9 protein-coding genes and 2 pseudogenes are annotated in these 12,661 nt (G+C 62.2%); 9 read left to right on the forward strand and 2 right to left on the reverse strand.

Annotation, left to right across the window (positions count from 1 at the left end; translation table 11 throughout):
- Positions 1–5: 5 nt before the first annotated feature.
- Positions 6–1,163 (reverse strand): branched-chain amino acid ABC transporter substrate-binding protein, encoded by a 1,158-nt coding sequence (locus A2G06_06845; protein ID ANA40075.1) that lies wholly within the window; start codon positions 1,161–1,163, stop codon positions 6–8.
- A gap of 399 nt (positions 1,164–1,562) precedes the next feature.
- Between A2G06_06845 and A2G06_06850 the strand changes: the two genes are divergently transcribed.
- The 8 genes and pseudogenes from A2G06_06850 to A2G06_06885 all read left to right on the forward strand — a co-directional run bounded on the left by A2G06_06850 (position 1,563) and on the right by A2G06_06885 (position 10,637).
- Complete coding sequence (locus tag A2G06_06850; GenBank protein ANA40076.1) at positions 1,563–3,401, forward strand: 3-octaprenyl-4-hydroxybenzoate carboxy-lyase; 1,839 nt, start codon at positions 1,563–1,565, stop codon at positions 3,399–3,401.
- 37 nt (positions 3,402–3,438) lie between these two features.
- Positions 3,439–3,903 (forward strand): hypothetical protein, encoded by a 465-nt coding sequence (locus A2G06_06855; protein ID ANA40077.1) that lies wholly within the window; start codon positions 3,439–3,441, stop codon positions 3,901–3,903.
- Between the two features lie 178 nt (positions 3,904–4,081).
- Positions 4,082–5,185, forward strand: coding sequence for a pyridine nucleotide-disulfide oxidoreductase (locus tag A2G06_06860; GenBank protein ANA40078.1), 1,104 nt, complete (start codon positions 4,082–4,084; stop codon positions 5,183–5,185).
- The gene (locus A2G06_06865) at positions 5,185–7,005 is read left to right on the forward strand and encodes a DNA mismatch repair protein MutL (protein ANA40079.1); all 1,821 of its coding nucleotides are present in this window, start codon (positions 5,185–5,187) and stop codon (positions 7,003–7,005) included. The genes A2G06_06860 and A2G06_06865 overlap by 1 nt, the downstream gene beginning before the upstream one ends.
- Positions 7,006–7,013: 8 nt before the next feature.
- Entirely contained in the window at positions 7,014–7,949 is a 936-nt protein-coding gene (locus A2G06_06870) for a tRNA (adenosine(37)-N6)-dimethylallyltransferase MiaA (GenBank protein ANA41618.1), read from the forward strand.
- 12 nt (positions 7,950–7,961) lie between these two features.
- The gene (locus A2G06_06875; GenBank protein ID ANA40080.1) at positions 7,962–8,186 is read left to right on the forward strand and encodes an RNA-binding protein hfq; all 225 of its coding nucleotides are present in this window, start codon (positions 7,962–7,964) and stop codon (positions 8,184–8,186) included.
- A gap of 41 nt (positions 8,187–8,227) precedes the next feature.
- Entirely contained in the window at positions 8,228–9,340 is a 1,113-nt protein-coding gene (locus tag A2G06_06880; GenBank protein ANA40081.1) for an AI-2E family transporter, read from the forward strand.
- A pseudogene (locus A2G06_06885) lies at positions 9,337–10,637 on the forward strand (FeS-binding protein). Before A2G06_06880 ends, A2G06_06885 begins: the two are co-directional and overlap by 4 nt.
- A 92-nt stretch (positions 10,638–10,729) precedes the next feature.
- Here A2G06_06885 and A2G06_06890 read toward each other — a convergent pair.
- Positions 10,730–11,761, reverse strand: a complete 1,032-nt coding sequence (locus A2G06_06890) for a cytochrome C (GenBank protein ANA40082.1) — start codon at positions 11,759–11,761, stop codon at positions 10,730–10,732.
- A gap of 169 nt (positions 11,762–11,930) precedes the next feature.
- Between A2G06_06890 and A2G06_06895 the strand changes: the two are divergent.
- Positions 11,931–12,577: pseudogene (locus tag A2G06_06895) on the forward strand (hypothetical protein).
- Positions 12,578–12,661 lie beyond the last annotated feature (84 nt).

Here is a 12,661-nt window from a genome sequence, read left to right on the forward strand (position 1 = left end):
TCAGACTATTTCCAGCCGGGGAACGGATACACGGCCTTCTTGGTGGCGAACTTGGCCGGGTAGACCGTCTCGTACTTGCCGTTCAGGATCTGCTGAACCAGCATCTGGTGGTTGTTCTGGTTGGTGAAGCCGGCGTAGTCCTCGAACTTGACATCACCCATGATGCCGTTCCACTTGCCGGCCTTGAGCCCGGCGCGGGTCTTTTCCCGGTCGCCGTTGGCAGCGGCCGCGGTCTGGGCCATGATCATCATGGCTTCGTAGGCGCAGGCGGCGTGGTAGGTGGGTTCCTTGCCGAACTTGGCCTTGTAGCGCTTGGCAAAGTCCGCGGCTCCCGGCCAGTTCACGTCGTCGGTCCACTGGGTGCAGGAGAGCACATAGTTGGAGATAGCCTTCTCGTTGGCAAACTGTGACGTGGTGAAGCCGGCGCCGCCACCCAGGAATGCCTGGGGCTTGAGGCCGATTTCACGGGACTGGCGCATGAGGAGGATGGCGTCGGCCACGTAGGAAACCATGAAGACCAAGTCGGGGTTCTTTGCCTTGACCTTTGTCAGGGTGGAGCGGTAGTCGGGAGACCCCTTGGAATAGGACTCGTCGGCAACGATCTGGATACCCTTCTTGGCCACATACTCTTTGGCGGCCTTGACCGTGGATGTGCCGAAATCGGTGTTCTCATAGATGAAGGCGATGGTTTTCGGCTTGCCGAGACCGGTGGCCGCGTCGATGAGGCTCGCCGCATACTGGTCGGCCGGGGCATTCAGGCGGTAGACCCACTTGAGGCCCTGGCGGGTGATCTCCTCCTTGGCGGCCGCAGGCACGAGCAGCGGCACTTTGTAGCGCTCGGCAAGCTTCGACACGGCATTGGAGCAGGCGGAGGTGTAGGGGCCGACCACGCCGGCCACGCCGTCGCGGGTGGCGAGCTTTTCCATGGCGCTCATGGCGATCTGGGGCTTGCCGGTGTCGTCTTCCCAGACGAGATCGGCGTTGATTCCTTTCTTTTTCAGGTCCTCCTGGGCCAGCTTGATGCCGTTGGTCAGGTTCTCGCCGATGGGGGCCTCGGGGCCGGTCATGGAGTTGATGACCCCGATCTTTACGTTGGCTGCCATGGCAAGGCCGGGAATGGCCAATGCGGCTGCCAGCACGCATGAGACAAGCTTCTTCATCATGTTCTGCCTCCTTGTGTGGGTAGTGACTGACACTATGTTATAATAACACTCCAAAAAAACATTTCCAGATCAGGCCGTTAGGGTGCCTGATCGATAAGCTGGCACTCAGCGCGGCATTTCGTAAATGTGAGATGGTGTTTTATTTTAAGCAACTACAATGCCACTCCGTAAACGTTTTGTAACCTATCGATTTGTCGTTGCCGGTCCTGGTGCAAACATTCTTTTGCCAATCATAACGGATGGCGAGTGGCTGAAATTGGCCACCAGCAAGTGGCGAAAATTGGCCAATTACCACCATCCCGTTGACTTGGATGCATGGCCTCGCTAGAGTGCGAGCATATACACTTTCACCAGTCTGCCGCCAAGACTGCGCGAGCAACGGGGAGGAATCGCCGGAACATGGGTTATCGCAATCTGCAGGAATGTGTGAAGGAACTGGAACGGACCGGCCAGTTGATCAGGATCGACGTGGAAACCGATCCGTACCTCGAAATCGGCGCCATCCAGCGCCGCGTCTACCATGCGGAGGGGCCGGCCCTCCTGTTCACGCGGGCGAAGGGGTGCCGCTTTCCCCTGTTGGGGAACCTGTTCGGCACCATGGACCGCACTACCTTCATCTTCCGAGACACCCTGCGCGTCATTGAGCGTCTCGTGGCTCTCAAGATCAATCCCACGGCACTCCTGCGGGATCCCGTGGGGCACCTCGGCATTCCCCGGGCGGCGCTTCACCTTCTGCCGCGCCAGGTATCGGACGGGCCGATTCTCGCCAATCACGCAACCATCGATCAACTTCCTCCTTTGGTTTCCTGGCCCAAGGACGGCGGGCCTTTTGTGACGCTGCCCCAGGTCTATTCCGAAAGCCCGGGCCGGCCCGGATTCCGCTTCTCCAACCTGGGAATGTACCGCGTTCAACTTTCGGGGAACGAGTATGCGCCGAACCAGGAGGTCGGAATCCACTACCAGATCCATCGGGGGATCGGCGTCCACCATGCCGAGGCGATCGCCCGGGGTGAGCCCCTGAAGGTGAGCGTCTTCGTGGGCGGGGCACCCTCCATGGCCGTGGCGGCGGTCATGCCGCTCCCCGAGGGGCTGCCGGAACTTTCCTTTGCCGGGCTCCTGGCCGGACGCCGCATCGACATGATCTGCCGCCCCGACCGCCTTCCCCTTCCGGCTGAGGCGGATTTCGTCATCACCGGCACCATCGACCCGAACCGGACGCTCCCCGAGGGTCCCTTCGGCGATCACCTGGGGTATTACAGCCTCGCCCATCCGTTCCCGGTCCTCACGGTCGAGAACGTGTACCATCGTGCCGACGCCATCTGGCCCTTCACCACCGTCGGCCGCCCTCCCCAGGAGGACACCACCTTCGGCGCCTTTATCCATGAACTGACCGGCGCCCTGATCCCCGAGGTGCTTCCCGGGGTGAAGGCGGTTCATGCCGTGGACGCGGCCGGGGTCCATCCCCTGCTGCTGGCCGTGGGCTCAGAACGCTACGTTCCCTATGAAGAGGAACGCACCCCCCGGGAGCTTCTCACCATTGCCAGCGCCATCCTGGGCAACGGCCAGCTCTCCCTGGCCAAGTACCTCTTCATCGCCCCCCATGAGGACGAGCCCCCCGACATCCACGACATCGACGGTTTTATCCGCTTTGCCCTGGAGCGGGCCGACTGGCGGCGCGACCTTCACTTCCATACCCGCACCACCATCGACACGCTCGACTATTCGGGCACGGGCCTGAACGAGGGGTCAAAGGTCATCGTCGCGGCGGCAGGTCCACCAAGGCGTGAACTGCCCGGCGAGCTACCTGTCGGGCTGCGCCTTCCCGACGGGTTTAGCGCGCCCCGGGTCTGCTTCCCCGGCGTTCTGGCGGTGCAGGGCCCCGCCTTCCCCGGCTACCGCGACTGCGTTACCCCGGACATGGAGCGCTTCTGCGCGGGCATCTCCGTCGACGATCCCCTCAACCGCTTTCCCCTGGTGGTCATCGTGGACGACAGCGATTTTGCCGCCCGGACCCTCAATAATTTCCTCTGGGTCACCTTTACCCGCTCCAATCCCGCAGCGGACATCCACGGCATCGGCGCCTCGGTCCGCTGCAAGCACTGGGGGTGCGACGGCGCACTGGTCATCGATGCCCGCACCAAGCCGCACCATGCGCCGCCCCTGGAGGATGTCCCCGAGATTGAACGGCGGGTCGATGAGCTTGGTGCCCCCGGAGGTCCGTTGCACGGCATCATCTGAGCAGCGTTCGATGGCTGCCCATGGCGGGAGGTGTTTCGTGGCACGATACCTCTGCATGGCGATTCTCTTCCTTCTGCTGGGTCCGGGGCGCTCGATGGCCTTCACGGCCCATCAGGTGACGACCGAGGCCCGAATCGCGTTTGAGCAGATTCTCGATCTGTGGCGGGCGGAGGATCTGGAGCGGCTGTACGGGCGCCTCGATCATCCGGTGGCATGGGGATGGGACTACTTTGCCGAGCGCATGGTCTACGCTTCCCGGGTCCCGGCCTGCTGCTGGGAAAAGCTCCAGGATGTATCCGTAGCGGCCCGTGATGCCGACCATGTGGTCATCAATGCCACGGTCGGCTTCGAGGTGGAAGGGGTCGGGACCAGGTTCGTCACCCGCGATTTTCACCTGCGACGGATCGACGGCATCTGGAAGCTCCCCATGAAGGACGTCCTCACCCTTTCCGAATATAATTTTCAGCGCATCCCCAGGAAAATCTACTGGCGGACACCCTGAGCCGCTGTCTGAACAGCCGGAAGCGCATCCGGGCGGACGAAGGCGGAAGCCGTCCCTTGCCGCCCAATTCAGTCGATTGACGCGGCAGCCAAAACGGGGTATCGTCAAAAGTCCTCGGGGAGTTCCCCCGGGGGTTTTTGCTTTTGGCCGAGGGCGCATCCTGGCCGGTGGAGGTGCAATGGAACAGCAGATGTATGACGTCCTCATCGTGGGGGGCGGTCCGGCAGGGATCGCCTGCGCCTACCTGTGTCACAGAAACGATCTCTCCTATCTCCTCATCGAACAGGGAAAGAGTGTTTTTCAGGGAATCGCCAACACCTACCCCGAAGGGAAGAACGTCTACCCGTCTCGGCCCAAGGAGAGCCCCGAACCGTTCCTGGTGGAAGAGCTCCGCCCGCCCGACAAGCCGGTGGCCGTGGAAAAGTACATCCAGTACGTGCAGCACTTTGTCCAGCACGAGAACCTGAATATCCGGGCCGAGGTCCAGTTCGAGGATCTTAAAGACGCCCGCGATCACCTCATCGTCCAGACCTCTGTGGGGAATTTCACCGCCCGCAAGGTGGTCCTGGCCTTCGGCAGCAGCATTCCCCGCGAACTTTCCGTCTACGGCGACGCCAAGATGGTGGCCAAGACCCTGGATGACCCGAAAAAGTACGTGGGGGCCCGGACCCTGGTCATCGGCGGCGGCAACACGGCGGCGGACGTGATCATCTCCATCCTCAGGGCCAAGCGCGAGGCCGGGGACACCCAGTCGGTCTACTGGGCCCATGTGGCGGAAAAATTCGACGTGAACAAGGAGACCGCCCAGCGCCTGGGGGAGGAGATCCTCCTGGGTGGCAACATCAGGCTGCTTCCCGGTGCCATCCCCCGCATCGGCGAGGTGGACCAGGAGGGGGTCGACCGGCTCGTAATCCGGGTGAACGAGTTCACCCAGCCCGACGGCATCGAGATCTACCATGCCATGAGCTTCCCCATGAAGAGCGTCATTGCCTGCATCGGCTCCCAGGGACCGCTTCCCATCTTCGACAAGATCGGGGTCCAGACCATTGCCTGCGCCGAAGGAGTCTGCACCGTGGCCAAAGAGGGGGACCGGCTCATCCTGCTCAACGCCGAGTTCGAGTCGACCCGCAAGGGGGTCTACGTCATCGGCGGCGCCATCTCACCCTCGTTCATGAAGATCAGCGGCGGCAGCATCCAGGAGCAGAAGCATCCCAACCTGATCTACACCGCCATCAACGACGCCTTCCACGTGGTGGAGGCCGTCAAGAGGAAGCTTGCCTGATGCCCCACCGGATCAGGATACTGTCCGAGATACTCACCAACAAGATCGCTGCCGGCGAGGTGGTGGAACGCCCCGCGTCGGTGGTGAAGGAACTGGTGGAGAACGCCCTGGATGCCGGCTGCGGCGAGATCATCGTGGAGATCGAGGGGGGAGGGCGGCGCCTCATCCGGATCACCGACGACGGCTGCGGCATGTCGCGGGAAGACGCCCTCATGGCCCTGGAGCGCCACGCCACCAGCAAGATCGCCACGGATGACGACCTGTTCTCCCTGGCCACGCTCGGCTTCCGCGGAGAGGCGCTCCCCTCCGTGGCCTCGGTCTCCCGCTTCACCCTCGCCACCCGCGAGCGGGGGAGCATCGAAGGAACCGAGATCTACGCCGAAGGGGGAAAGATCCGCGAGGTGAAGGCCTGCGGCATGGCCGAGGGGAGCGTGGTCTCGGTCCGCAATCTCTTCTTCAATACCCCGGCCCGTCTCAAGTTCATGAAGAGTGTCGAGACCGAGGGGGGCCACGTGGCAGATCTGGTCACCCGGCTGGCCCTTTCCCGCCCAGAGGTTCGCTTTACCTGCGTGAGCGACGGCAAGACACTGTTCCGGGCCCTGGACGGCACCCTGAGGGACCGGGTGGCCGCACTTCTGGGCAAGACCGTGGCTGCGGCCCTCCACCCCGTTGAGCTGGCCACCGAGGGGGTGCGGGTGACCGGACTCGTGGCCCGCCCGGATGTGAGCCGTTCCGCGGCATCGCACCTCTACACCTACATCAATGGTCGCTTCATCCGCGACCGCGTCGTGCAGCACGCCGTGCTCCAGGCCTATCGCAACTTCCTGGAGCGGGGCCGCTACCCGGTGGTGGTTCTCTTTATCGAGGTGTCTCCCGGCGAAGTGGACGTGAACGTCCACCCCACCAAGCACGAGGTCCGCTTCAGGCAGCAGGGGATCGTGCACGATGTGATCCAGGGCGCCGTGGAGGAGACGCTCCGGCTCACGCCCTGGATCCGCCGCTCCGAGTCACCCGTTGTTGCGCCGCCGGCGGCGCCCCGGCCTCAGCAATCCGTTCAGGGCACGGGTGCGCGTCAGGTGGAGGAGGTGCGGGAACTTCTGGAAAACTACCGACCCGCCGTGGCTCCCCATCGGCCGCTTTTTACGCCGCAACCCGCACCGCAGCAGGATCGGGAGCCGCCTTTGCCCGATTCCGGCAGCCGGCTGCCGGACGACACGGCCGTGCGTCGTCACCGGGGCTATTTCTCTTCCCTGGCCGTCATCGGCCAGTACAATGCATCCTACATCCTGTGCCAGGATGGCACAGACATGGTCATCATCGACCAGCATGCGGCCCACGAGCGGGTCGCCTTCGAACGCCTCAAGACGCAGTTCGCTGCCGGCGGGGTCGAGGGGCAGGGGCTTCTTTTCCCCGAAACCGTGGAGCTGTCTCACCGGGAATCGGCGGTGGTGCGGGAACACGGCGGCGGCCTGGGGCGGCTCGGTTTCGATCTGGAGGATTTCGGCGGCACCACCTGGATCGTAAAGGGGATTCCGCGCCTGCTGGCAGGCACCGACTACCTGCGTCTGCTGCGCGACACCCTTGAGGAGCTCCAGTCCCTCGGGGCCAGTCGCAGCATCGCCGATGCCGTGGAGGATATCCTGGCCCGCGTCGCCTGCCACAGCGTTGTGCGGGGCGAGCATCCCCTGACCACCGGCGAGATCGAGGCCCTCTTCGCCCAGATGGACGCAACCGACTTTTCCACCAACTGCCCCCATGGCAGGCCCGTTCTCCAGCGGCTCACCCTGGGGGAGGTGGAGAAGATGTTCAAGAGAGTGTGACCGCTATCATGGGCAATCAGGCCGGGTCAAAGGCACAACTCGTCATAATCCAGGGCCCGACTGCGTCGGGCAAGTCAGAGCTTGCGGTGCGGTTGGCGGAAGCCTGCGGCGGGGAAGTGGTGAATGCCGACTCCATGCAGGTCTACCGGGGGATGGACATCGGCACGGCAAAGCCGTCTCCTGGGCTCGTGGCCCGGGTCCCCCACCATCTCTACGATATCGTCGACCCGGACGTGAACTTCACCGCAGCCGACTATCGCCGGGAGGCGGGACGGGTCATCACCGAGATCCACGGCCGGGGAAGGCACCCCATTCTTGTGGGTGGGACGGGGCTCTACATCAGGACCCTTAGTGGCGGGCTCGCCCCATCGCCCGGCGGTGACGATGCGATCCGGGCCGAGTTGGAGGAAGATGCCCGGCGTGAAGGGGTGGCTGTCCTCCACGACCGGCTGGCCCGGGTGGACCCGGCCGCGGCGGCGCGACTCCACCCCAATGATCGGGTCCGGATCGTCAGGGCGCTGGAGGTGTTCCTGATGACCGGGAAGCCGCTTTCTGAGTTCCAGGAGGAGCACCGTTTCGCCGATGAGCCGTATGATTGCCTGAAATTCGGCATTTCCGTGGAGCGTGATGTCCTTTACCGGCGCATCAACGAGCGGGTGGACCGGATGTTCGCGGAAGGCTTTGTGGATGAGGTGAGCGGTCTGCTGAAAGCAGGCTATTCACCGGACCTCAAGGCCATGGGGGCCATCGGCTACAAGGAGGTCTGCGCGTATCTGGCCGGAACCTGTTCGCTGAACGAGGCGCGGGAGTTCGTGCAACGGAATACCCGCCGCTATGCAAAAAGACAATTGACGTGGTTTCGCAAGGATTCTGCAATAAAGTGGGTTGAATATCCGGCCAATTTTGATAGTATCTCTACCATTGTAATGAAATTTTTTGGATGAAGGAGCGGCACCATGGCGAAAGCACCATTCAATATTCAGGACCAGTACCTCAACCAGTCGCGCAAGGAGCGAATCAAGGTCGCCGTGCGGCTCATGTCGGGCGAAAAGCTTGAGGGATACATCAAGTCGTTCGACAATTTTTCAGTGCTCATGGAGATTCAGGGTGACATGCTCATCTACAAGCACGCCATTTCCTCCATCACCTCAGTGGACGGCCACTTCAGGCTGCATCAGTAGCACACCGACACCGTCCGCCGGTTCGGGATACCACGGTCCCCGTGGCCTCCCGAACCGGCCATTCTCATCTTCCCCTGGTCGATCCCTTGAAAGAAAAGCTACCCTACATCCTGTGCGGGCTCCTGGCCCTGGCGGGTGTCCTCCTCGTCTGGACCCTGGGCTCGACCTTTCTGCCAGTGCTCCTGGCCCTGATTCTGGCCTACGTGCTGAATCCTCTGGTGACCTGGCTGGAGGCCCGGCGGATCCCGCGCATGGCGGCTGTGCTGCTGGTGATGACCCTCATCGTCGTGGTCACGGCCGGCGCCGCCACGTTCTTCGCCGTCTCCATCCAGAAGGAGGTGGCCCGGGTCGAGATCAACCTGCCCGCCTACGCCAACCGGCTCTACGACCTCATCCCCGGCCGGGCCAAGGCCTATCTTGAGATCGAGACCCCCGACAAGCTCTACGCGCGCATCGATGGCCTTGTGGACGAGTTGCGCGGTGCCTCGCTCGACCTGGTCAAGGAAGCCCTCGGCGTGGTCCAGCGCGCCTTTTCATCGACCCTCGGCTTTCTCCTGACAGTGGCGGGCTATTTCATCACCCCGGTCTATCTCTACTATTTCCTGGCCGACCTGCCCCGGCTCAGGGAAGGGCTCATGGCCCTCATCCCGGTCCGCGCCCGCGACCGGGCCGCCATGCTGGGCACAGAGATCGACGGCGTCCTGTCGGGATTCGTGCGCGGGCAACTGGCGGTCTGTGCCATTCTGGCAGTGCTCTACAGCATCGGTCTGGTCATGATCGGCATTGACCTCGCCATCGTCATCGGCAGCCTGTCGGGGTTCCTCTTCATCATTCCCTACGTGGGGACCGTCTTCGGCATCGTGGTTTCCATGACCATGGCGTTCCTCAAATTCCACGACATGCTCCATCCTCTCCTCTGCCTCGGCTGGTTCGCCATTGTCCAGGCCATCGAGGGGGCGCTCATCACACCGGCCGTGGTTGGCAACAGCGTGGGGCTCCATCCGGTGGCGGCTATCCTCGCCCTCTTCATCGGCGGCCAGTGGTTCGGCATCTTCGGCATGCTCCTGGCGGTCCCCGTGGCTGCTGTCATCAAGGTGCTGCTCCGGCATGGCGTTGAGTGGTACCGGGCCACTCCGTTCTTCGAGCGGCCATGAGCAGGGGGCTCCTGATCCAGAGCGTCGTCCCCGGCAGCATTGCCTCGGAGCTGGAGATTGAGCCGGGCGACCGTCTTGCTGCCGTTAACGGCCACCCTCTGCGCGACGTCGTTGACTACAATTTTCACGCAGACGGCGAAGAGCTTCTCCTGGAGATCATAAAATCTTCCGGCGAGGTGTGGGATGTGGAGGTCGAACGGGACGACGACGAACCGCTGGGTCTCGTCTTTGCCGCGCCAGCGCCTGCCCGTTGCGGCAACAGGTGCGTGTTCTGTTTCGTTCACCAGTTGCCGAAGGGGCTTCGTCGACCGCTCTATGTGAAAGACGAGGACTACCGGCTTTCCTTTCTCTACGGCAACTACGTCACCCTTTCGAACATCGGCGAGGAAGACCTGCAGCGCATCATCGAGCAGCGCCTCTCCCCCCTCTATATTTCCGTGCATGCCACCGATCCGGCCCTGCGTGTGCGTCTCCTGGGCAGAAAAGGCATCATCCCCATCCTCGACATCATGACCCGGCTCGCCGAAGCCCGCATCACCATGCATGCCCAGGTGGTCCTCTGCCCCGGCTGGAACGACGGCGATGCCCTCCAGCGGACCGTTGCCGACCTGGCAGCCCTGTATCCCCAGGTCGCCTCATTGGCCATCGTGCCGGTGGGGCTCACCCGGCACCGGGACCGCCTGCCCCTGCTGGAGCCGGTCAGCGCCGACTATGCGCGCGACTTCATCGACGAATGGCTGCTTGAGGCACGGAGCTCGCCGATGCCTTTGGCGAACCGTTCCTGTTCCTGGCGGACGAGTTTTTCATCAAGGCCGACGCCCCCTTTCCTCCTCTGGACTTTTACGGCGATTTCCCCCAGATCGAGAACGGAGTCGGGATGATTCCCCTCTTCATGGATGAGGCGGATCGGGTGCTGCGCCGCGCCCGCCGCATGAAACCCCGTACTCTCACGGTTGTCACCGGCCATTCACCCTATCGCTACCTGGCCGATTTTCTCGCCAGGCTCTCCGCCCGAACCGGCGTCACTTTTCAGCCGGTGGCGATTCCCAATCGGCTGTTCGGCGAATCGGTCACGGTTACCGGTCTTGTTGCCGGCCGCGATATTCTGGCCGAACTGGCCGGGAGGAATCTGGGCGATGGGGTCCTGATCCCCGACGTGATGCTGAAGGAGGGGGAAGGAGTGTTTCTGGACGACCTGACCATTGGCGAGTTGAAACAGGGGCTCGGCGTTGCGGTTGTTGTGGTTCCGTCCTCGCCGGAGGGGATCATGGAAGGGGTGAGAATGATTCGCCCCTGACCCAGAAGGCAGGCAGATGGCTGTGGAAAGGAAAAAGGCGGGCGCCGGAGCGGCCCGCCTTTTTCTCGTGCAAAAGCCGTAAACCGGCTGCGTTACATGTTGTGGCACTTCACACAGTCATCGGCCACGCTGAAGGCATCCTTGCCGTTATGGCAGACACCGCACGATTTGCCCTTCTCCATGTCGGCCATGGTCGCCGGCGCAGAGCCCTTGCGGTATTTGAAGACCTTGGTGTGGCAGTCGGCGCACTTGAACATGCTCAGGTGAATTTCGTGGTCAAAGTAGGCTTCACCCACGCTGGTCTTGTAAGTGAGTTTGGCCGGCCTCAGACCCGGATGGCACTTGCCGCAGTCGCCGGCGGAAGAGAAAGCGTCCTTGCCGTTGTGGCAGGCGCCGCAGGACTTGCCCTTGTCCATGTCGGCCATGGTGAAGCGCTTGGCGCCGGCCTTATAGGCGAAGAGCTTGGTGTGGCACTCATTGCACTTGTACATGCCCAGGTGGAATTCGTGGCTGAAGGCCGCGTCCGCCACGCCCTTCATTTTGAAGTTAACCACTTTCGGCGGGGTCATCCCCTTGTGGCACTTGCCGCAGTTGCCGGCCACGGTGAACGCCATCTTGTCGTTGTGACAGGCCCCGCACGATTTGCCCTTTTCCATCTGGGCCATGGTCACGTTGCGACCGCCGGTGATGTCGCGGTTCGAGTGGCAGGTCCGGCACTTTCCTTCCAGCATGGGAACGTGGACTTCGTGGCTGAACACCGCTTCTCCGGCACCCTTCATCCGGTAGGTCACGGGGCGGGCCGTACCTTTGTGGCAGCGCACGCACTGGGAGTCGTCCGCTACGCTGAAGGCTTTCATGCCCGTATGGCAGGCCCCGCAGGATTTGCCCTTCTCCATGTCGAGCATGGTAAAGCGCTTCGGCTTCTTAAGGTCAAAGAGGGCGATGTGACAAATCCGACAGTTGTTGTTATACTTTTTCAGGTGTATGTCATGACTGAAAATGACCGGCGCGGCGTTCTTCAGCTTGAACGGAATGTCCTTGGTTTCCTTGGCCAATGCCACAACCGCCACAAGCAGAACCAGCGACACGATACCCGTCACGACCCCGTTGAGACGCATTTTCATGATAAACTCCTAATATGGTGAATTTGTTGAATAAAAGCCCTTTAAACGCCGTACTATACATGCCGGGGGAGAGGGCGTCAATGCGAAATGTTGCATGAAGTGCCTCTTTTTTATGGCTTGTTTGCCACGCACGCAGAACTTCCGTTTGTCAGTTCATAGAGGAGACACCGTGATCCGCACATGCACCGGACTCGCCGTAATTGCCGTATTGTCGTTGCCTGGCGCCGCTTCGGCGGAAACGTACCAGTGGACCGATGATGCGGGCGTTGTCCACTTCACCGACAACCTGGAACGGATACCGCCCAAGTATCTCAAACGGGTGAAGGAACTCCCTTCCGTCAGGGGAGAGACGCCTTCATCGCCTGCCATGGAACCCCCTGCCGCTCCGGCGGAGGTCAAGCCCGCTCCCACACCGCAGCCGCCGCTTCTCTACGGCGGACTCGACGAACAGGGCTGGCGCTCGCGCTTCAGTTCCCTGCGGGAAGAACTCGATGTGATAGAGAAGAGCCTCCCCAAGAAAAGGAGGAATTGAACCAACTCCACCGCCGTTGGGTTATCAGCATGGGCAGAAATCCGAGCCAGGGGGAACTGAAGGATTTTGCCGAAAAACAGGCCGAGGGCTCCGCCACCGTCGAGGACAACCCCTATGTCAACAAGAGCGCGCTCAGCACGCCGGGGCGCCATCGTGAAGCTTACTATGCCAAGCTCCAGGAGGTTCGCCGGGAAGAGGCACGAGGCGAAGAGATCAAGAAACAGCTTGAGGATCTGGAACTCGAAGCCTCGCGGGCGGGAGTGCCGTTCGAGTGGCGGAGATGATGCCTGGCAGGATGGAACGCGGACAAGAAAAGGGGGAGCTCACGGGCTCCCCCTTTCCGTACCTGTGCATCCGGCGAAACTGCG

It is taken from the genome of Geobacter anodireducens (assembly GCA_001628815.1).
Lineage (GTDB): Bacteria > Desulfobacterota > Desulfuromonadia > Geobacterales > Geobacteraceae > Geobacter > Geobacter anodireducens.